Here is a 22,129-nt window from a genome sequence, read left to right on the forward strand (position 1 = left end):
CGCTCGTCGCGCGCTGAATGTAATTAAAAAGAGGTTGGATCCACTAGTCTTAATATGACTTTGGACCAACCTCTTTATCATGTCTAAATGACTTAAATAAGTGCCTTTTCATATAGAAATACGTTGAAACCGTCAATGGTTGCTGGGCCTTTTTGCTGATAACCGTTTTTCGCAAACAGCTTTTGTGCGCCTAATTGATTGGAAAGGGTGTCGAGAATGAGATGTTGGACGCCAAGTTCTTTGGCTTTTTGTTCTAAAAGGGTTAGGATTTGTTGACCATATCCCTTCTTCTGGTGACTAGGGTGAACGCGAAGACGTTTAATTTCGGCTTTGCCTTCCTTGAGAAGCTTTAATCCTCCCATAGCCAATACATTGCCATCTGGCCCTGTACCCACGAGAAACTCCCCGCCATCGTTCAAATATTGTTCAGGTATATGCAAAATATCATGATAATGCTGATGAGTAGGTTCTACTTTTGCTTCAGAGATGACTAATAAATGAATTCTCCATAAGTCATCCGTATCCACCGTGGAGTAACGTCGTGTTTTAATCATGAGTATCTCCTCCTCTTTCCAAAATTTCTTATTTATCAACCATATATGTAATATAAACTAACGTGAAACTGATAACAAATAATATTTTCTTATAAGTTATTATAAAATATCAAATAATACTAACTGAATTCAAATTATAACTAACATGAAAGATTAGCAAGGTGTATTTTTAAACGCCAAAAATCATCTGAGTCACACTTTGATTTCTAGTTTAGTAGTTAGAGTTAACACTCGGAATGGAAAATGATGCATGTTTTTCATCAAAAGAGTGAAGTTGATGCCTATTGTTTGTAACTATATATGACATAGATTTGTTTTACAGTTTGAAATACGTTCCGAAAATTGATTGGCATTGAGTTGTGAAAGCAAAACCACATTCAAAAAGACGAATATTTATCATTATTTATCGATAGATAATTCGTGTTTATATAAATTAACATACTTTCAAATAATTAATTGGTAAATTTTTGTTGAAAAACACGATGTTCCAGAGTATATTAGTAACAAGAAACAAATGTTAGATTTATTTACATTAAAATTTTAAATTTGTCATCATCACATATTTTAGATGTAATATAACATTAAATGTTACTTAAATTTAAATGGGAGCGTGAAATAGGATGAAGAAAAAAATAGTTTTAGTTGGAAATGGCATGGCTGGTGTTAATTGTATCGAGCAATTGCTAAAACTTGCACCAAACTCATACGAAATCACGATCTTTGGGAAAGAACCTCATCCTAACTATAACCGTATTCTGCTGTCATCGGTTTTGGCCGGGGATGCTGATATGAAGGACATTGTCATTAATGATTGGTCCTGGTACACGGAAAATAACATTACCTTGCATACGGGTCATACCGTTAACAAGATTGATACAGATCGCAAGCTTGTCAGTACAGATGGTGGAATCACGGTAGCTTATGATGAACTGATTCTGGCAACCGGATCGCTGCCGTTTATGCTTCCACTGCCTGGGTCAGACAAAGAAGGTGTGATCGCATTCCGTGATATTGGGGATTGCGAGACGATGATGGAAACAGCCAAGAATTACAAAAAAGCGGTTGTTATCGGCGGGGGACTACTAGGGCTTGAAGCAGCACGCGGATTGCTGAACCTCAATATGGAAGTTTCCGTCGTGCATATTAATGAATACTTAATGAATCTCCAACTCGACAGAACAGCTTCCTTGCTGTTGCAGCAAGAGCTGGAACAGCAAGGGATGAAGTTCCTGCTCAAGAAAAATAGTGAAACGATTTTAGGTAAAAAGCGAGTAACAGGACTTCGGTTTACGGATGGTTCGGAAGTTGAAGCTGATCTCGTTGTTATGGCTGTAGGAATAAGACCTAATATTGCGCTTGCCAAAAATAGTGGAATTGAAATCAATCGAGGAATTGTGGTCAATGATTTCCTAGAAACGAGTGTCCCTCATATCTACTCCATAGGTGAATGCACGGAGCATCGTGGAGTTGCATACGGTCTGGTGGCTCCGTTATATGAACAAGGTGCTGTTCTTGCTAAGAGACTAGCGGGTGTTGGTACGGAAGGATATCAGGGTTCCGTCGTTTCAACGAAACTCAAAGTATCAGGTGTAGACGTGTTCTCAGCAGGTGAATATGCAGATAAACCAGGTACTCGCGCTGTTCGTGTACAAGACGATTTCGAAGGCATTTATAAGAAGGTTGTTATTCGAGAAGGGAAAGTGATCGGAGCTGTCTTGTTCGGTGACATCAGCGATGGTTCCAGACTGTTCGCAATGATCCGTAACGGCGAAGATGTAACAGGCAAAGAAAAGACTGTTCTCCTTGGTGAAGGTGGAGGCAAGACGAAGTCTGGTGTTGATTTAGTTGCTGGCATGAGCGCTGATGAAATCGTATGTGGCTGTAATGGTGTTTCCAAAGGTGCCATCGTCCAGGCGATACAAGAGAAGGGCTGCTCCAGCGTTAATGATATCAAAGCATGTACCAAAGCATCCGCTTCTTGCGGAGGGTGTAAACCGCTTGTAGCCGATGTGCTCACATATGTCCTTGGTGCAGACGGCGTGAAAACCGTGAAGGAAGGTATTTGCGGTTGTACGACGCTCGGACGTGATGAAGTTGTTGAAGCGATTCGCACGATGCAACTTACGACAACGAAAGAAGTTATGAATGTTCTCGAATGGTCCAATGTAGAAGGGTGCTCCAAGTGCCGTCCAGCCTTAAATTACTATCTAGGTATGGTGTGGCCAGAAGAGCATGAGGACGAAAGAGAGTCTCGATTCGTGAACGAGCGCAATCATGCGAACATCCAGAAGGATGGCACGTACTCTGTCGTTCCTAGAATGTATGGTGGCGTAACAACACCGAAGGACTTGAAGAAAATTGCAGAGATCGCTGAAAAATATGAAGTGCCTCTAGTGAAAGTGACAGGCGGACAGCGTATCGATTTGCTCGGAGTGAAGAAGGAAGATCTGCCTGGCATGTGGGCTGATCTAGATATGCCCTCAGGTTATGCTTACGGCAAGTCCCTTCGCACCGTGAAAACATGCGTGGGCTCTACGTTCTGCCGCTTCGGAACGCAAGATGCCATTGGGATGGGCATTCAGCTTGAGAAGAAGTTCGAGCGCCTATATACACCGGCTAAAGTTAAAATGGCGGTCTCAGGTTGCCCGCGTAACTGTGCGGAAGCGACCATCAAAGATTTTGGCGTTGTCGCCATTGATGGCGGTTGGGAGCTCCATGTTGGTGGTAACGGAGGAACGAAGCTGCGTGGAACGGATCTTTTATGCAAAGTGAAGACGGAAGAGGAAGTACTCGAATGGTCTGGCGCTTACCTGCAGTACTATCGGGAAACCGGGAAGTACAATGAACGCACATCGGAGTGGCTGGAGCGTGTAGGTCTAGAGACAATTAAAGAGACATTGGCGTCAAGCGAAGATCGCGCTGCTTTTAATGACCGCATTAATAAAGCCTTATCCCTGATGAAAGATCCATGGAAAGAGATCATTGAACAAAAGGCATTGCGCCAAACATTTTCACCCATTGAAGAACAATCGGCAGCCTCGATTTTGAAATAGAAGGGATGATGCATATGAAACGGTTACACATTGGCCATATTTCTGAAATTGCACTAAAAAGATCGCGTGTTGTACGCATCGGCGACTTAGAAATTGCTGTGTTCAAACTCTCAGACGGAGTCATCAAAGCTATTGAAAATCGCTGCCCGCACAAAGCGGGTAAGCTTTCTGAAGGTATTGTATGTGATCATCATGTATTTTGTCCCTTGCATGATTGGAAAATAGATCTGCACAACGGACTTGTTCAGGCGCCGGATGTTGGCTGTGTGACCAAATTCGAAGTTGAAATTGAGGACGACGGAGAAATGTATTTGCATATTTCAGAAGAAAATATCCTAGCATCCTAGCAAGGGGGAGTACCGAATCATGCGACAGAATGGATCAGCACTTGCTTTAGGATTATCCACGTTAGCCATGATGGCATCCTTCGTGATCTGGAGCGTTTTTGCACCGATTGCTGGACAAATCCAGGAATTGTTTCATTTAAGCACCATCCAGAAAAGCCTGCTAATCGCAACTCCAGTTCTGCTCGGCTCGATTCTGCGAATCCCGATGGGTATTTATACAGATCGATTCGGCGGTAAACGCGTGTTTGCAATTACGATGCTTTTTCTAACGATTCCGCTGCTGATCGCTGGATACGTGCATTCGTACTGGATGCTGCTGCTTTGCGCGCTATTTATTGGGATGGCAGGGACGACCTTCGCCATTTCCCTTACTTATGTATCGAGATGGTTTCCCCCTGAGAGACAGGGTCTTGTACTTGGATTAGCTGGACTTGGTAATCTAGGCGGTGCTGCAGCAAGTTTTTCATTGCCTTTCGTATTTAACCATTACGGTTTCCAATGGGTGTTCTGGAGCTTAGCCATCATGATCGCGATCGTTACGGCTATCTTTTGGATCGGAACCAAGGATTTACCTTTTCCAGCTCAAAAAAAGACATTCAAGCAATCGATGATTGTGCTTAAGGATCAATCAACGTGGTATTTATCGTTTTTTTATTTTTTAACTTTCGGTGGCTTCGTTGCCTTTGGCGTATACTTGCCGACATTTCTCAAGGACTTATTTCATTTGTCTGCAACAGATGCAGGTTTGAAAACAGCAGGATTTGTTGTCATAGCTACGCTCATTCGTCCGTTAGGCGGCTATTTGGCCGATCGCATAGGTTCACGGCGTGTACTTGTGGTAGTATTTACAGGCATGATTATCACTTCGATCGCCTTGTCAGCGTCGTTACACCAATTCACATCCTTTAGCGTGTGTTGTCTGGTGGCTGCTGCCCTGTTAGGCGTAGGAAACGGAGCCGTATTCAAAATGGTTCCAGAAGTTTCCTCCGGGAATACGGGGGCAGTCACAGGAATTGTAGGTGCAGCAGGCGGTTTAGGCGGTTTTTTTCCGCCTATTCTATTAGGCATTGTGAAAGATTTGTCAGGAGCTTATACGTTGGGCTTCGTCTTGCTTATGGTATTCGCCTGCGCTTGTCTGTGGATGAATCTAGCAACGAGACGTATGGTGATTAACAAACAAAGCACAATGGCATAACTCAGCGAGGCATGTAATGAGTACGAACATGGAACTTCAGCATGGGAATGTGGAGGTCAATCAGTTATGGGGAAACAAAAACTCGTCTTAATCGGTAATGGAATGGCTGGCGTTCGCTGCGTGGAAGAAATTCTTGCACTTGCGCCAGATCGTTTCGAAATCACAATATTCGGCAGTGAGCCGCATCCCAATTATAATCGCATTATGTTATCGAAGGTGCTTCAGGGAAGTACAACAGTGAATGATATTACCATTAATGATTGGCAGTGGTATCAAGATAAAGGAATTACGCTTTATTCGGGGGACTCCGTGATTAGCATTGATACGGCTAAACGCAAAGTCGTGAGCGAAAAAGGGCGTACAGTTGACTACGATCAATTGATCCTTGCCACGGGTTCATTGCCATTCATGCTTCCTTTGCCAGGAGCAGATAAATCAGGTGTGACGGCTTTTCGCGACATTAACGATTGCAATAAAATGTTGGAGGCTTCCAAATCCTATAAGAAAGCTGTTGTCATTGGCGGCGGTCTACTCGGTTTAGAAGCGGCTCGCGGCTTGCTTAATCTAGGGATGGACGTCCATGTCGTACATATTTTCCACTATTTGATGGAGCGCCAACTCACTCCGACTTCAGCAGGGATGCTGCGTAAAGAGTTGGAGAATCAAGGGATGAAATTTCTACTCGAGAAGCAGACTGAGAAAATTTATGGTAAAAAACGAGTAGAAGGACTTCTATTTAAAGATGGAAGCAAAGTAGAGGCAGATCTGATCGTCATTTCAGTCGGTGTACGCCCAAACATTAAGCTAGCGGCAGATAGTGGTATCGAAACCAATCGGGCCATCATGGTCAATGATTATATGGAAACGAACGTGCCAGGTGTCTATGCAGTCGGAGAGTGTGCCGAGCATTGCAATATGGTTTATGGTCTCGTCGCCCCTCTCTATGAGCAAGGTAAAGTGCTGGCTAAGAAGATTTGCGGCGTAGAAACCGAAGGCTATCAGGGATCTATTCTGTATTCCCAATTAAAAGTATCCGGAGTAGAAGTATTCTCGGCGGGAGAAATTCGTGATTCCGAAATTAATACTTCACTGAAAGTAATAGATGGAATCAAAAAAACGTACAAGAAGATCGCGATCCGTGATAACAAAATCGTAGGAGCCGTCCTCTTTGGAGACAGCAGCGAGGGGAATAAGCTGCTCGGCTATATTAAGCAACAAGCGGATGTGTCCGTGTTGGAGGAAGCATCGGCAGTAGGAGGCGGTGCCGATGAAGCGTACGCGGCTTCACTGGCTCTTACGGCAACCGTGTGCTCTTGCAACGGCGTAACGAAGGGCGGCATCCTGGATGCGGTCCGTGATAACGGTTGCTCATCCGTCGAGGATGTTCGCGCCTGCACGCGGGCATCGAGCACCTGCGGTGGCTGCAAGCCGCTCGTCGCAGCGATGCTGCAATTAGCGCTGCAGAGCAAGGATGCGCCGGCAGCGCCGAAAGAAACCGTGTGCGGCTGCACGTCGCACAGCCATGAGGAGCTGCGCGAAACGGTGCGCAGCGCAAACTTTGAGACCGCGCATGAAGCCATGAATGCGCTTGGGTGGAGCAAGGCGGACGGATGCGGTATATGCCGCCCAGCCGTTCAATATTATGTCGGCCAGACGCGTAGTGCTGCAGCCGACAAAGTTGGTGCTGAATCAGCTTCGGCAGATTCAGGAGCGAGCTTGCTCGCCGATGGCACATACGGCATCACACCGCGTATGTACGGCGGTGTCACGAGCGCCGAGCAATTAAGGCTCCTTGCCGATGTGATCGATAAGTATCACATTCCACTAGTGAAGCTATCTGGCGGTGCGCAACTGGATCTGCTCGGCATTGCAGCAGATGAAGTTAGCACCCTCGGTGCTGAAATCGGACAGCTAACATCACCAGCTCCTAGATATGGTAGAATGATCTCATCTGTGGCTACGTGTACAGGGATTCATTACGATCGAAGTGCGCTGCAAGATTCGATAGGCTTGGGTGTCAATCTCGAGCGTCGACTAGAAGGACTTCAAGTGCCCGCACAAGTAAGTGTTGCCGTTTCAGCAAGTCCGTTGCACCGTGCAGGCACGCTTACTAAGGATCTAGGTCTTGTAGGTGTTCCAGGTGGTTGGGAAATCTATGTTGGCGGCAGCGGAGGAACGAAGCTACGACAAGCGGAATTATTGTGCATGGAGCCAATAGAGGAAGCAGCTCTAGAGCTATCTACCGCATTCCTGCAATGGTACCGTGAAGAAGCGAATTTCGCCGAAACAACGGGGCAGTGGGTTGAACGCAAAGGGATTACACAACTTCGTGAAGGACTTTTTGATCTCGTGTTCCGCACAGAGCTAAACGCGAGATTGAATATAGAAATGATATTTAGGGAACAGCAGCAAGTAAATACGCAGCGAACAGCTGCATTGGCAAGGTGAGCCTATGAGTCCATTCTCCCATCAAGAACAAACCGTAACGGGTACTTTACAAGTGATAGACACACAATGCCCTTTTTGCAGTGTGCAGTGTAAAATGCAAGTGATCGAAGATCGAAACACTGCTGACGGAAGGCCTGTATATTCCGTTGTTCCCAAGCCGAATATGGCATCGGAAGGGCGCCTCTGTATCAAGGGGATGAACGCCTACCAGCATGTACTTACGGGCGAACGTCTACTTCATCCGATGGTGAAGAAGAATGGTCAGTTCGAACGTATTTCATGGGAAGATGCCTATGAACTTATCACAAGTAAGTTCACTACGCTCCGCGAGGCATATAGCAATCACACTGTGGGTCTGTATGGCGGCGGCTCATTAACGAATGAATCTGCCTATTTACTAGGTAAATTCGCTCGTGTAGCGCTGCAAACGAAGTTTATTGATTATAACGGGAGATTCTGTATGTCGGCGGCCGCATCAGCAGGTGTTAAAGTATTTGGAATCGACCGTGGGTTGACGAACCAATTATCAGACATTGAATTAGCTGAGTGTATCCTACTGGCAGGAACGAATATAGCGGAGTGCCAACCGACGCTCATGCCTTATTTTACAAGAGCGAAAGAAAAGGGTGCCGTTATCATTGTCATCGACCCGCGGGAAACCGGTACGACGCGTATCGCGGATATTCATTTGCGCGTGAAGCCTGGGATGGATGCGACTTTGGCCAATGGGATGCTCAAGGTTTTGCTTGAGGATGGATGTATCGATGAAGCTTTCGTCGCTGAACGGACAACGGGATTTGCTGAATTAAAGGCACATCTAGATTCGCTAGAGATGGATGAAATTGCTCAATTAACAGGGGTGCCAGCCCAGTTGATTCGTAATGCGGCGCTGAGTTATGGCAAAGCGAATACGGGGATGGTATTCACCGCAAGAGGCGTGGAGCAGCAAACGGATGGCCATATGGCCGTTCGTAACTTCCTGAATCTTGTACTTCTCACTGGTAAAATCGGTAAACCTGGCTGTGGCTATGGCGCTGTCACAGGTCAAGGGAACGGGCAGGGCGGAAGGGAGCATGGTCAGAAAGCGGATCAGCTTCCAGGCTACCGACTGATTGAGAACCCCGAGGATCGCGCATATGTGGCGAATGTTTGGAAAATCGATCCCAGTGAGCTCCCAGGTAAGGGTGTCTCTGCCTATGAAATGATGGAGAAGGTCCACGAGCAGGAAATACGCGCCTTATTCGTCATGGGCTCGAATCCGCTCGTTTCGAACCCAAACGCGAACTTCGTGGAAGAAGGGTTGAAGAAACTCGATTTCCTCGTGGTTGCTGACTTTCTCATCTCCGAAACAGCACAGCTAGCTGATTTACTTTTACCGGTAACGGCCTATTTAGAGAATGCCGGGACGTTAACTAACCTAGAAGGACGAGTCCTTCTGAGAGAAGCTGGTCGCCCTGCTCCTGGTGAAGCAAAGCACGATTGGCGGGTTCTTTGTGAGCTAGCTGAGAAGCTCGGGAGAGGTCAATTCTTTCCGTTTGGCGATGTCGAAGAGGTCTTTAATGAGCTTCGCCTTGCAAGTCGCGGCGGGACGGCGGATTACTACGGCATTACCTATGATCGATTGCGGAAGGAAGAAGGCGTCTATTGGCCTTGTCCGGAAGAGGCGCATCCAGGTGCAAAGCGCTTATTCGAATCCTCATTTCCACTTCCTGCGGGAAGAGCGCTTCTCACCACCGTGGAGAATCATCTTCCAAAGGAGCAGGTCAGCGAGGATTTCCCTCTGTATTTGACCACTGGCCGGGTTCTCGTACATTATCTAACAGGTGTGCAAACCCGCAAAAGTCCATCATTAGCCGCGCGGGATGTGGAATCCTTCATGGAGATTCATCCAAGTACTGCGAAGAAATACCACATCGAAGATGCCACACTTGTGAAACTGTCTTCCAAACGCGGCGACATTTATGTGCGTAGTCGCTTCAGCGACGCGATTCGCGAAGACACGGTATTCGTGCCCATGCATTGGGGTGATACGCAAAACGTCAACAAATTGACGAATGACGCGCTCGATCCAACCTGCAAAATGCCTGGTTTTAAGGTGTGTGCGGTACAGGTAAGTCAATTAGTATCGGAATATGTATAAAATGGTTAAACCGAACTCATCGATCTCTTGCAGCGATGAGTTCGGTTTTTTCATGATTGAGTAAGATGATAAGCATATTCCATTGGTCTACGATACAGATCCTTATGTTTAAAACCCTTAAGATCCTCGTATAAATTTTTCTGGGGCATTCCGTTAAGCTCAATAATCCATAGCTTACTTTGTTTGTCCAATACAAAATCCACACTCAGTTCTCCCAATGATCCCATAAGCGATTCTGCTTCTTGAGCGGCCTTAACACTTACTTCATTCAGAGAATGTAGGATTTCATTTGTTTTTTCAGGCGAAAATAGTCGCGGGAGAATTTCTGCTACATCATATACGCGTTCACACATACTAGTGTTAAAGTAACGCTCGTATGCCACTCTACAAGTGATGTTGGAAATTAACCATTGACCAATATTCCCCTTTTGAACAAGGACCCGGATGTCAAAATATTGTCGATCGAGTTGACTCATTTGAATCCCTTGTTGGACCAAATATTTCTTTCGTCCGAGAAGTTCATCTAATTTTTCTTGAATGCAATCATTTTTCCTGCATATAACTCTTGGAGCTAAGCTGTGTAATGAAATATGAATATCTTCATTGCTCAGACGTTCAATTCGATAGACAGATGCGCCTTTAGATCCATATATCGGCTTTATGAAGAGAAGATTATTTATATCTAATTGTTCTGATATTTTCACTTCATTATATTGAAATGTGTTGGGTACATATTGCGAAAGACTCGATTGTTGCAGCTGGTTATAGAGGTCCCATTTATTGAAATGATTGATCGTATTGAAACACTTATTGTTACCTATTATTTTCTCTAGTTGTTGAATTGTTATGGATTCTTTGTTGTAACAACGGTTATAGACGACAAGTGGAAAGGGGTACAAACTTTGTGTCCATTGGCCATTTTTCAGACTAAGTCCAATAATACGGCGCTTTTTCCAACGTATATCTGCTGGAGTGAAAGCGTAGAGTCTCAGGTTTAGATTCTTAAAATGTTGACAAAGATACAAAATTCTTTTTCTACTATTTCTTGTAGTTACCATAATTCCTATTAATGGGCGCTTGTCCATTCTAATCACTCCCTAGCTATCGAACCCTCTTTAGTAACTAATGCTAGCGCGGTCATTTTGGTATGGGACAAACACATAAATATGCTGATTATTATTGAATAAATAGCCTTATTTACCACTTTTTTCAATTTAGTAGGCATTTACTGTGTCTATCTATTTAGGCTTTTAATATGATGAAATACGTTTGAAAATAGGGAGTTGAGATTAGTATGGGGAAATGTAATTGCCCTCCAGGACCTCCAGGTCCAGAAGGACCAAGAGGGCCCGAAGGAGCTGCGGGGACACCAGGGGCAACAGGTTCTACTGGAGCAACAGGACCTGCAGGAGCAGCAGGAGCAGCAGGAGCAACGGGAGCTACAGGGCCAGAAGGTCCGCGAGGTCACAAAGGGCCAGAGGGACCAGCAGGACCACGAGGTCACCAAGGACCAGAAGGACCAGCTGGATTAGCAGGGGCGACGGGACCAATGGGACCTGCGGGACCAACGGGAACAGCGGGAACAACGGGATCAATGGGACCTATGGGACCAATGGGACCTGCGGGACCAACGGGAACAGCGGGAACAGCGGGAACAACGGGATCAATGGGACCTATGGGACCAATGGGACCTGCGGGGCCAACGGGAACAGCGGGAACAGTGGGTGCAACGGGATCAATGGGACCTATGGGACCAATGGGACCTGCGGGGCCAACGGGAACAGTGGGTGCAACAGGAGCTACAGGTGCAGGAGCTACGGGAGCTACAGGGGCGACAGGACCAGCGGGTGGTCCACCGGGACCAGCAGGAGCAACAGGAGCACCGGGAGCAACAGGAGCACCGGGAGCAGCAGGAGCACCGGGAGCAACAGGAGCACCGGGAGCAACAGGTGCACCGGGAGCAGCAGGAGCAACAGGAGCACCGGGAGCAGCAGGAGCAACAGGAGCACCGGGAGCAGGAGGAGCAACAGGAGCACCGGGAGCAACAGGAGCACCGGGAGCACCGGGAGCAGCAGGAGCACCGGGAGCAACAGGAGCACCGGGAGCAACAGGAGCACCGGGAGCAACAGGAGCACCAGGAGCACCGGGAGCAGCAGGAGCAACAGGAGCACCGGGAGCAACAGGAGCACCAGGAGCAACAGGAGCACCGGGAGCAACAGGAGCAACTGGAGCACCGGGTTCAGAAGGATTAATTCCATTTTCAACAGGTATCATCATCAGTGGTGCTACAGTCGTATCTGCTGCTCCAATTTTAATGGGATTTGGTAGTCACACGGTTGAAGTTATTGATCTTTCTGGAGAATCAACTAGCCCACCAGAAGCAGGTGGTTTTGCTTTCCCAATTCCCTTTAATGGAACCGTTCAAAACTTACAAATAAGCGCAGATTTATTGGTTGCTTCAGTGACTTCAATAAATGTGACACCTCTTGTATATGATTTTACAGTTTTCAAAGCACCTTCATTTCCTAATAATGGGATTAGTCATCCTTCTTCATCTTACGTGACAGCTATACCACTACTAACTAGCTCGCTTACTTTTGGAGGTCCTGGTAATACGGTTATTGCCGGTACTTTCTATACAGCAACCAATTTAAATGTCTTACCATTAAATGTCACAGCGGGTGATCGTATTGGTATTCGTATAAGGACGCGTGTAGCGTCTGATCCCTCAGCAGCTAATATTACCCAACTCTCGTTTAGCGCCAGTCTATCGTATACTCCTTCTCCTTAAGAACTTACTTCGTACAATTTTGCTTGTGCAGTAAGCTTTATGAAATTGCTAAACTATGTAAAATGCTCACGCAGATCGCAGAAACTAACACTTCTATTGTGTTTCTATGCAACAAACAAAAACAGCTTTGCCATTGGCAGAGCTGTTTTTGTCTGAATCGGTTATAATAGGAATGCATTGTAAACAAGCTCGGAACTAGTTATTTTCATACAGGAGCGGGATAAGATGAAGCGAACTACGATTTTAATCGCAGATGATGAGGCGGAGATCGCTGATCTGGTTGCGTTGCATTTAGAAAAAGAAGGCTACCATCTTATTAAAGTATCGGATGGGAAAGAGGCCATTCATGCGATTGAATCTCATGCTATTGATTTGGCGATTTTGGACATTATGATGCCAAAGCTAGATGGGTATGAAGTGACCCGACAAATTCGAGAGCGGTATTCATTTCCGATCATTTTTTTGAGTGCGAAATCCTCCGACTTGGATAAGATAACGGGATTGGTCATGGGTGCTGTGGATTATATGACCAAGCCTTTCAACCCTATGGAATTGGTTGCTCGGGTGAATGCGCAGCTGCGGCGGTCCATGCAATTGAACCAACCTAGAGCAGTAAACAGCCCTGTGTTGGAAGCTGGAGGCGTGACCATTGATGCTGATCAAAGGTCAGTTCTTTTATATGGTGAGAAAGTTGAGCTTACTCCGAAAGAATTTGATATTCTATATCTTTTGGCGAGTCACCCGAAGAAAGTGTTTAGTGCGGAGCATATTTTTGGACACGTGTGGGGGGAAGCTTATTATGAAAGTGGTAACACGGTCATGGTACATATTCGGACGCTGCGCAAAAAAATTGGTGAAGATACCAACAAACATAAATTAATCAAAACCGTATGGGGTGTGGGATATACATTCAATGGCTAATCTATTACGCAGCTTTCGATCCAAAATGATCGGTTTATTAGGACTCAGCATGCTGATGTCCGGTACGTTTACCTTTATTCTGTATAAAGTGCTGAAGATTTATTACGCAGGCGTTCGTAGGGAAGATCCTGTAGCCAGATTACGACATTTTATTAATACAATTGGGGACTTAAACTTCTTCTTGTTAGTGTTTATCCCGCTTTCCATTTTGTGTTTCTTTTTTCTAACTAAGCGCTACGCCACTTATTTTAATGAGATATCGAATGGGATTCATCGACTAGCTGGCGGTGACTTTCATAGTCGCATTCACATTGCATCGGATGATGAGTTCAAGGATATTGCTGATGATATCAATATGGCAAGCGAGAAACTGCAGCAAGCGGTAGAACGTGGGGATTTTGCAGAAAACAGTAAGGATCAGCTCGTTTTAAACTTAGCACACGACTTACGTACGCCACTCACCTCAGTCATTGGTTATTTGGACTATATACTTCAGGATGATCAGCTATCGCGGGAGAAAATGATCCATTATACGACCATTGCTTTTAACAAATCGCAACGCTTAGAGAAGCTCATTGATGAGCTATTTGAAATTACGCGAATGAAATATGGCATGTTGACCATTGAAAAGAAGCAAATTGATCTAAGCGAACTGCTTACTCAACTGAATGAGGAGTTGTACCCCGTTTTTGAAAAAAGTAACTTGATAACTAGATTGCAGGTTGCTCCGCAATTGGAAATTTCGGCTGACGGGGAGCTGTTAGCACGTGTATTTGAAAATCTATTGACGAATGCCAATCGATATGGGAAAGATGGTCAATTTGTCGATATCACCGGCCATCGAGATGGGGAAGAAGCGGTTGTTCAAGTCATCAACTATGGCAATTGTATACCCCAAGGTGAGCTTCCTCATCTCTTTGAGATGTTTTATACAGGTGACCAAGCTCGAACCCATCAGGACGGGAGTACGGGGCTCGGCTTATTCATCGCGAAGAATATTCTGGAGCAGCATAAGGGGACCATTACGGTCCAAAGTAATGTGATTCGCACGCTTTTTGAAGTCAGATTACCCCTGTATTGAGGAAGTTTAAGAAAAATTTTATATTTGTCCCACTTCTAATTTAAACAGTTTTCTTTATTCTAAATGCAAGCAAGGTTTAGGAGGGAAACTGAAGATGAAGAAGTGGGTTTTTTGGTTTGTTATTGTGGTGCTGCTAAGTTATGAGGCAATACAGCAACATTCAGCAGCAGGTAAAAGAGTTGAACCATCGCGTAAAGATGATAGCGCTTATGTAGTGACTTCCTCTGGGAAGGATCTTGCGATAAAAGTGACCAAAGATCAGATTTACCAAGGTAATCTTGTCTTAATTAATCTGGAGTATCCGGTTCATCAAGCGGGAATGCAGACGGATGTGCTCAATCTTTTCCAACATAAAGAACTAGTCAAAGGGTTCGGATTATTAGATAACACCATTCGGCTGTCACAAAGTGTGGTTCAATCATTTACGACCATGGTCAGCGCAGCTGAAAAAGATGGGGTACGCCATTTTATGATCAACAGTGGCTATCGAGACAATAAAGAACAGAGTCAATTGTATAAAGAAATGGGTGCTAACTATGCTTTGCCAGCAGGACATAGTGAACATAACCTAGGATTAGCTCTTGATATTGGATCTAAACAAAGTGACATGAATCAAGCACCTGAGGGGGATTGGTTGGTCAAAAATGCCGCAGAATTCGGGTTTATTTTACGTTATCCCAAGGACAAAACGGCCATCACGGGCATCCAGTACGAACCCTGGCATTTTCGCTATGTCGGTTTACCTCACAGTTTGATTATGCAGCAGAAGAATTTATCGTTGGAACAATATTTGGAATACTTGAAAGAACAGAAGAACATCTCAATTCAGGTTAAAGGGAAGATTTATGAGATTTCGTATTATCAAATTAGCCAGAATACGACCATTCATGTGCCTAGCAATCGTTACTATCACCTATCAGGCAACAATATGGATGGTGTGATTGTAACCGTGCTTCCATGAGGTGCAACCAAGAATTTGAGGAGAGTGAGCTTGCTGTATGAAACAAATGAAAGTATGGAATGAGATGATGCTGTCGGCTTTATTCACCTTTTATATATACGTTGTGTTCAAAATCATTCTATTTAAGTTCGGTTCTATTGACCTACCTTTTCTTTGCTATCAGCTTCAGCGGAATGTAGAGAATCCTGTTCATATCACAAATCGGTTGGAATATGCCAACTTCAAGCCTTTCGTTTCGATATCTGATAATATTCAGAGATTATCCCATCATGATCTCGTCAATTTGTTTGGGAATATCGCGGTATTCATGCCGTATGGCATTTTCTTAGTACTGATGTCGAGACAGAAACGAATTACAGTATTCGGTGTGCTCACATGCTCGTTGGGTTTAAGCTTTAGTTTGGAAGGTTTACAGGTAGTTCTTACCATGGGTAGCTTTGATGTGGATGATCTCATTTTAAATGGATTTGGGGGCATACTTGGGTATTGTGTTTTCAAGTTGTACAACAAGTTCATAAGTAGTGTCTCAAGTATTTTCCAATCTCCATACATGAAGATTTCAAACGAAGGTAAAATAATCTAGGGTGATGAAATGCGAGGCATAGGGATTTGGAGGTTTCTGCTGTCCGTTGGCATACTGTTTGCATCCAGTCAGGTAGCAAGCGCACAACCGATGGAAGAAACGAAGTCGATGGATGAGATCGAATGGATTGCCTTTTGGGATTTTCCTCAAACGCGAGAAGGGCAATTGGAGCGCGTGCTTACGACTGAATTGCAAAGAAGAATCTTGCTTGCTCTTCAGGAACAAAAGTTTTTAAATCCAGGTAAGGAATACTTATATAACATGGAGCCCAATGAGATGGAGAAAAAGGCGGATTCCTTTCAAGTAACCTTCCGTCACCATTATGATAAAGGATTCTATGTGACGTCATGTAAGAAGATATAGAAGTGGCTGTCCTTTCGTAGAACTATCTGCGCGGGGGCAGCCTTTTCGTTTTCAATTGGACTTGAATGGCTGTCCCTATCTTAAATATGGTACTATGATTTGAGAATTCATAAAATTTGCAATGAAATGTCGGGGCGGTTCATGTATGGAGTCAGAGCAACAAAGAGCTAAGGAATTATTCACCTATTATCGAGGCAGCACTTTTCAAATGTATCGAGCAGGTGCACACGATGAATATAAATCTTTTGCGGTTTCCAAAGAAACTGAAATGCTATGGGTACAAGAAATGATTGATCACTACTCGGCTGAACTGTCAATACGAGACGCAGAAGTTCTGAACAGCTTGGAATCGATTGCTCGAGATTTTAAGGAAGTACGTGTGTTAAAGAATGTCGTTAGCTTCGCTTCCAGGCATATTAAGAGTGCTGATAGTATCATCAAACTCCTCTATGCGGAATCGATCATCCGTATTCTTACTTCTGTGAAGGATGTCGTTATGAAAGAGTCATTGTACGAAACCCTGACAGTGACGAAGCTTATCATCGATGATATTATGTTAAATCAGTTGATTCTAGATCCTGGACATGAATTGAAATCCTTCAATTTGAAAGACAAAAAATCACTGAATCTCAGAGCCAATATTAGCATCGAGACATTGAAAAGCTTCCTGACATAGTTCCATTATTTTTCAATTGGACCGGTATCCACGACTTCGAAATCGCTGCCTTTGAGCTTACCGAGTTTATGCAAGTCATCATCGTCCCATTTCGGATTAGGTGCTCCGCTCACATACAGATCACTGCCGTTGTCGGCGACGATCATCCCGTATTTCTTCATCGCTCGAAGGATCGCTTGATTCGTAGCAGAGTAGCTAGTGATGTCAAAGTCGTCACGCAGCCTAAGCCGAAGTCCCATAGGAGGAAGATTCGGATCGGTACTGTTCGAGGCAAAATGAGTAGCAGGAGCGACGAATCCACGTTGTGTCTTTCGTACTGTGAAACGAAGGGCATGGTTGATTTCTCCTGTACTTGCCTCCTCATACCGAACGAGCCCAGGGAAGATAGGTAGGCCGGCCGCGTCAGCGGATGTCCAGTATTTAGGGCGAAGTAGATTTGATTTCAAATCCCACTTAGCGCCATTTGATGCTTGCCATCCATCTGGCGTAGTGTGTGCATTGTACAATTCGTACAGCATGTCATTGTCTTGATCTACAACGATAACATGACGGTCGCCTTCGCTATTCGGACCGCCTTCTATGGGTGCATTGGCTGGAATCGGATAGGGTCCAGGGTCACTCTCATCGCCGTAGTCCGTAAATGTTACGTTTACTTTCGGTTGATCGCCGCTTACGATTGTGTACGGAATCCCTATGGGTGCCCCTTGCCATTCGGTTCCGAAATCAGCATGCACACTGGTATTTAAGCCAATGGAGTCTATAAACTGTTTCGATTTCTGATGAACTGGAAAGGTAGAAATGTCCGTATTCCAAGGATTATCCTCCGGAAATACTTGCAATGCTGCTGATTCCGTTGACGAATTTTCGTTCTTTTCGGAGGGCACTGGAAGTTGGGGCTTGTCCCCTACAAAAATAGAGTTTGTCGTATCATCCCAACTCACGGGTTTCCCTAATGATTCCGTCAGAAATCGAAGGGGTACATAGGTTGTATTTTTATAAATGAATCCTTGAAGATCTGAAGGTGGTTGCTTAATCTCTCCATCGAAATAGTACTGTAACTTACGAAAATATACATCTATACCGACTGATTCGGTCGCCGCGTAGGAAAGACCTGAGAAAAACAAGGCGCCGCACACGAATCCAATTGTTCCTGATTTCCATTTACCCACTTTTATACACGCTCCATCTTCTCTGGTTGGCAATATGCTTCATATGTCCTATCATAAGAATATTCGTAAGTTAACCAACGATTGAGTCCGCATCAACCATATCCAAAACGGAGGCCTAACAATGAGTCAACGCTACCGCATTACGAGAGTATTTCAACAAATTGAACAAGCCGCACAACCCATATCATTGGAAGCGTGTAAACAGTATTTTTCTACACAACCTGATTTCACCTACTCATCTGTATTTACAGTGACTGGTGCGACAACCATGTCCATCGAAGGGGATTTTTTCATGTGGTGCTATGGCGATAGTAAGATTCCATTCCGGCATTATCAAGGGGATATTTATGTATCGGGAACGAATGAAGCCGTCATTCCCAAGATGTTGGAGGTTGCAAGTGAATTGGGAGCGGACGTGACAGAAGGGTAAATTCGGAAGGTTTACACATATTTTCAACAAACTCTCCACATATATTTCCGCTATAGTAGTAGTAGTAGTAGTAGTAGTTGTTGTAGAACTGAGCTAAGGGGTGACTTTTTTGCATACGAATACATTCATTCACATCTTGAAAAACGAACTCGTCGTCGCGCTCGGTTGCACAGAGCCTGTTGCCATAGCCTTGGCTGCTGCGAAGGCACGAAGCTATGTGGATGGTCCTATTGAGCAAGTAACCGTTCATGCTAGCGCTGGTATCATCAAGAACGCACTTGCCGTCGGGATTCCAGGTACGAATCTGACAGGAATTGACTTTGTAGCTGCGTTAGGTGCTATTGCGGGGAATGCGGAGAAACAGTTAGAAGTGCTTGCAGATATTCAACCTCACGATGTTACTGAGGCACAGGATATGGTTGAGCGTGGTATTTCTGTGGTCCATCTAGCTGATACGCCAAGGAAGTTATATATTGAGGTCATCGTTTCAACAGAGCAAAGTTATGCAAAGGTTGTCATTACAGATAATCACACGAATATCACGCTAGTTGAGGTTGATGGGAAGGTCATGGAATCGGGAGGCTGCGCGAATGCGAGCTTCAAGAGTTCCAAAGAGGAACGAGAAGAGCTTACGATCGATGGTATCGTGGAATTCGTAAACACCGTTGATCTTGACGAGCTCCAATTGGTCAAACAAAGCATTGAATTGAACCGCAAAGCAGGACTAGACGGATTAACGAATGGGTATGGTCTCGAAGTAGGGAAGACGATTAAAGAGAATGTACAAAAAGGTATTTTGTCAGATGATCTAATCTCACATGCCATGGCGCTTGCCGCAGCTGGATCGGATGCACGGATGGCTGGTTCCAGCATGCCCGTTATGGCCAATTCGGGTAGTGGAAACCAAGGCATAGCCGCGACAAATCCTGTTATTGCAGCAGCAGAGAAGCTTGGCGCTTCGGAGGAACAACTCATTCGGGCCGTGACTTTAAGTCACTTAGTCACGATTCATATCAAGTCCAAATTTGGACGATTGTCTGCCTTATGTGGCGTCACGGTTTCTGGCACTGGTGCAAGCTGCGGCATCACCTATCTACTAGGTGGAGGGAACACGGAGATTAAAGCCGCAATCCAAAACATGCTCGGCAATGTAACGGGGATGATGTGTGATGGCGCAAAGGGTGGCTGTGCCATGAAAGTAGCAACGTGTACGAGTGCAGCGGTACAATCAGCGCTTCTTGCATCGAAAGGGATGACCATATCCTCGACCAACGGTTTTATCGAAAATGACGCGGAGAAAACGATTGACAACTTCTGTCGGATCGGGAATGAAGCTACATCTGATATGGACAAGCTTGTCCTCGAGATGATGTTGAATAAGGATTTGTAAGAATGAAGGTCTGCCGCGAGGCTGCCGCGAGGCAGTCCTTTTTCGTTACCACATTAGAAGTTTTTCTCATTTTCAGATGAAATGGAAACTATTAGTGGGTTGCTTCGTCTAATTGATGATGAATTAACGACTGGAGTGATGATCTTTGAAAAATGTTGGTTTTGGACTATTGATCAAGAAAGTTACAATCCTGATGGTGTTCATGGTGTTAACGATTCCATTACTATCTTACGCGGCAACTAGTCATTGGGTTGATCCTGAACTAAAGCCTTATAAACAGCGGATTGCTCCGTTTAAGGACGGCAGTTCAATGCAAGGACCGATCACGAGGGAAGAGTGGAACTCATTCTACTTCTATGTGCTTAACCCAGAGCGGTACGATGAACCAATCGATATTGGAAACTGGGTAACGATGATCAAGATGGGCGTTCAGCTGCCAAAAGGCAAGGAAGACGAGATGATCAAAGGGTATGTGTACAACCTTGTTCCGATGTATGCCCAACACTTGAACCGCGAGACAGCCGTCGGCGGATTAATCAAGTTGCTGACAACAAGCCTTGTGTCAGGTAGCTGGAGCAACACGCAAGCGGATGCGAGTAAAGTATTCACTGACTTTAAGGACATTAGTGAGATGCAGCAAGGACTCATTCAAATTGGTTATCGGGATGGCCTCTTGGACAGCGCGATGCAAACTAAATTTCGGCCGAAAGACAACCTGACGAACGCGGAAGCTATTTCGATCATGGAAAAAGTCATGAACAAATACGAGCAGGAGGCAGCAAAGCTCAATCCACCTTCTCAACCGGGTATTCCATCCGTTGTTACCCTTTTTGACAATACAGCGATATACAGCTCCATAGATGAATCTCTGGGCCCGATCGGCATGATTTCACCGCAAGATGTTCGGATCGTTTCCGCTCAAAAGGATTGGCTCAAATATGATAAAGTAACAGATAGAAAGTGGTTCCAGATTGAAACCTGGTTAGGTAATCAATGGATTCAACTGGAGCTGCAGCAGGTCGGAAACCTCTTAAAGACTGACACCTATTTGCTACTACAACAACCAACTAGACTGCAGGATAAACCTCACCCTGATTGGTCGCTAACCACTTCACTTTCGCCTCAGAAAGTACATGTTATTGGACATTTGCTCAGTAAATTCACGGAAAGTTATCTGATTGAGACATGGTTAGGACCTAAATGGATCACGAATCCAAAGGGTGCAATCATGGAGAAATAGTTATCAATTCAAGGGGGTATTCTTTTAGTGCCTTGGCCAATGGTTCATTTTGCAATTGCTGAAAAAATATTTTCAACAACATATTTATCTCCTAATTTCCTAATTGGTAGTATAGCTCCAGATGCCATACATGTGAGAGATAATATGACTAGGAGAGATAAGGGATATACTCATTTAGTTAGAGAAGAACAGCTTCCTAGCATAGAAGTAATTATAAGAAAATGCTTAGAATATTTAGACTTGAATGCTGAAAGCAATTGGAAAGAATATATACTTGGATACTTTACCCATATCTATGCTGACTTGAGATGGACAGAGACGGTTTATGCTGAATTTGAGCTAAATTATCAAGGGAATTTGCAAGATAAAAGGAATGTATACAACAAAGAAGTGAGTCAAATCGAGTTTATTTTGTTGAAAACAGAGAACTGGGCACAGAGTGTTATTCTTCAATTAAGCACAGCAAACGCAAGTACAGTAGCACCCTTTGTTACTGATATTGAAGTAAATCAATATAGAGATGAAAAGATTGACTGGCTTAGAAATGAGAAGAATGAACCTGAAATTATACCCATTTATTTTAAAGAAGATCGTGTAAGAGATTTTATTGTAAATACATCAAATGAATTAACTGAATTATATAAAGATTGGGGTATTAAATGCAGCGTTACGAACAAGAAACCACAGTAAATTTGTAGGTTTTTATGATTTTCCAAAATTTATTGTTTACGTACCTCTCGTTATTTGATAAAATAACTGCAATAATAAATGCGTTGAAGAGAAGAGT

General features: G+C 44.5%; 19 protein-coding genes and 1 other annotated feature (1 of these 20 only partly in view). Of the genes, 16 read left to right on the plus strand and 3 right to left on the minus strand.

Annotated features, from left to right (window positions below; all coding sequences use genetic code 11):
• Positions 1-92: 92 nt before the first annotated feature.
• Positions 93-554, minus strand: a complete 462-nt coding sequence (locus AC58PQ_RS21705) for a GNAT family N-acetyltransferase (RefSeq protein ID WP_497245197.1) — start codon at positions 552-554, stop codon at positions 93-95.
• A gap of 620 nt (positions 555-1,174) precedes the next feature.
• Here AC58PQ_RS21705 and nirB (AC58PQ_RS21710) point away from each other — a divergent pair.
• From nirB (AC58PQ_RS21710) to nasC, 5 genes are all read left to right on the plus strand, one after another.
• Complete coding sequence (gene nirB, locus AC58PQ_RS21710) at positions 1,175-3,607, plus strand: nitrite reductase large subunit NirB (protein ID WP_497245199.1); 2,433 nt, start codon at positions 1,175-1,177, stop codon at positions 3,605-3,607.
• Between the two features lie 14 nt (positions 3,608-3,621).
• A complete protein-coding gene (nirD, locus tag AC58PQ_RS21715) occupies positions 3,622-3,954 on the plus strand; it encodes a nitrite reductase small subunit NirD (RefSeq protein ID WP_497245201.1) in 333 nt (110 codons plus the stop codon).
• Positions 3,955-3,973: 19 nt separating this feature from the next.
• Positions 3,974-5,149, plus strand: coding sequence for an MFS transporter (locus tag AC58PQ_RS21720; protein WP_497245203.1), 1,176 nt, complete (start codon positions 3,974-3,976; stop codon positions 5,147-5,149).
• Positions 5,150-5,215: 66 nt separating this feature from the next.
• A complete protein-coding gene (gene nirB / locus AC58PQ_RS21725; RefSeq protein WP_497245205.1) occupies positions 5,216-7,597 on the plus strand; it encodes a nitrite reductase large subunit NirB in 2,382 nt (793 codons plus the stop codon).
• A 4-nt stretch (positions 7,598-7,601) separates the two neighbouring features.
• Positions 7,602-9,737 (plus strand): assimilatory nitrate reductase catalytic subunit NasC, encoded by a 2,136-nt coding sequence (nasC, locus tag AC58PQ_RS21730; protein ID WP_497245207.1) that lies wholly within the window; start codon positions 7,602-7,604, stop codon positions 9,735-9,737.
• Positions 9,738-9,787: 50 nt separating this feature from the next.
• Here the strand turns inward: nasC and AC58PQ_RS21735 are convergent, their stop codons facing one another.
• Positions 9,788-10,822: a YheC/YheD family endospore coat-associated protein gene (locus AC58PQ_RS21735; protein ID WP_497245209.1), complete on the minus strand. Its 1,035-nt coding sequence runs from the start codon at positions 10,820-10,822 to the stop codon at positions 9,788-9,790.
• A 209-nt stretch (positions 10,823-11,031) separates the two neighbouring features.
• On the opposite strand from AC58PQ_RS21735, the gene AC58PQ_RS21740 reads away from it, so the two are divergent.
• From AC58PQ_RS21740 to AC58PQ_RS21770, 7 genes are all read left to right on the plus strand, one after another.
• Positions 11,032-12,528, plus strand: coding sequence for an exosporium protein (locus tag AC58PQ_RS21740; protein ID WP_497245211.1), 1,497 nt, complete (start codon positions 11,032-11,034; stop codon positions 12,526-12,528).
• A 225-nt stretch (positions 12,529-12,753) separates the two neighbouring features.
• Complete coding sequence (locus tag AC58PQ_RS21745; RefSeq protein ID WP_497245213.1) at positions 12,754-13,449, plus strand: response regulator transcription factor; 696 nt, start codon at positions 12,754-12,756, stop codon at positions 13,447-13,449.
• Positions 13,442-14,530, plus strand: coding sequence for a sensor histidine kinase (locus tag AC58PQ_RS21750; RefSeq protein ID WP_497245215.1), 1,089 nt, complete (start codon positions 13,442-13,444; stop codon positions 14,528-14,530). Before AC58PQ_RS21745 ends, AC58PQ_RS21750 begins: the two co-directional genes overlap by 8 nt.
• Before the next feature lie 94 nt (positions 14,531-14,624).
• Positions 14,625-15,491: a M15 family metallopeptidase gene (locus AC58PQ_RS21755; RefSeq protein ID WP_497245217.1), complete on the plus strand. Its 867-nt coding sequence runs from the start codon at positions 14,625-14,627 to the stop codon at positions 15,489-15,491.
• 37 nt (positions 15,492-15,528) lie between these two features.
• Entirely contained in the window at positions 15,529-16,074 is a 546-nt protein-coding gene (locus AC58PQ_RS21760; protein WP_497245219.1) for a VanZ family protein, read from the plus strand.
• Positions 16,075-16,083: 9 nt separating this feature from the next.
• Positions 16,084-16,437: a hypothetical protein gene (locus tag AC58PQ_RS21765; RefSeq protein WP_497245221.1), complete on the plus strand. Its 354-nt coding sequence runs from the start codon at positions 16,084-16,086 to the stop codon at positions 16,435-16,437.
• A 145-nt stretch (positions 16,438-16,582) separates the two neighbouring features.
• Positions 16,583-17,113, plus strand: coding sequence for a hypothetical protein (locus AC58PQ_RS21770; protein ID WP_497245223.1), 531 nt, complete (start codon positions 16,583-16,585; stop codon positions 17,111-17,113).
• A 5-nt stretch (positions 17,114-17,118) separates the two neighbouring features.
• Here AC58PQ_RS21770 and AC58PQ_RS21775 read toward each other — a convergent pair whose 3' ends face one another.
• Complete coding sequence (locus AC58PQ_RS21775) at positions 17,119-18,282, minus strand: stalk domain-containing protein (RefSeq protein ID WP_497245225.1); 1,164 nt, start codon at positions 18,280-18,282, stop codon at positions 17,119-17,121.
• Between the two features lie 121 nt (positions 18,283-18,403).
• Between AC58PQ_RS21775 and AC58PQ_RS21780 the strand changes: the two genes are divergently transcribed.
• The 4 genes from AC58PQ_RS21780 (at position 18,404) to AC58PQ_RS21795 (ending at position 22,032) form a co-directional block, all read left to right on the plus strand.
• The gene (locus AC58PQ_RS21780) at positions 18,404-18,712 is read left to right on the plus strand and encodes a hypothetical protein (protein WP_497245227.1); all 309 of its coding nucleotides are present in this window, start codon (positions 18,404-18,406) and stop codon (positions 18,710-18,712) included.
• A 109-nt stretch (positions 18,713-18,821) separates the two neighbouring features.
• The gene (locus AC58PQ_RS21785; RefSeq protein ID WP_497245229.1) at positions 18,822-20,102 is read left to right on the plus strand and encodes an L-cysteine desulfidase family protein; all 1,281 of its coding nucleotides are present in this window, start codon (positions 18,822-18,824) and stop codon (positions 20,100-20,102) included.
• Between the two features lie 145 nt (positions 20,103-20,247).
• A complete protein-coding gene (locus tag AC58PQ_RS21790; RefSeq protein ID WP_497245231.1) occupies positions 20,248-21,342 on the plus strand; it encodes a hypothetical protein in 1,095 nt (364 codons plus the stop codon).
• Between the two features lie 27 nt (positions 21,343-21,369).
• Positions 21,370-22,032, plus strand: a complete 663-nt coding sequence (locus AC58PQ_RS21795; RefSeq protein ID WP_497245233.1) for a zinc dependent phospholipase C family protein — start codon at positions 21,370-21,372, stop codon at positions 22,030-22,032.
• 74 nt (positions 22,033-22,106) lie between these two features.
• Positions 22,107-22,129: a binding site (T-box leader), on the plus strand (it continues 239 nt past the right edge of the window).

The organism is Paenibacillus sp. J22P143 (assembly GCF_059692035.1).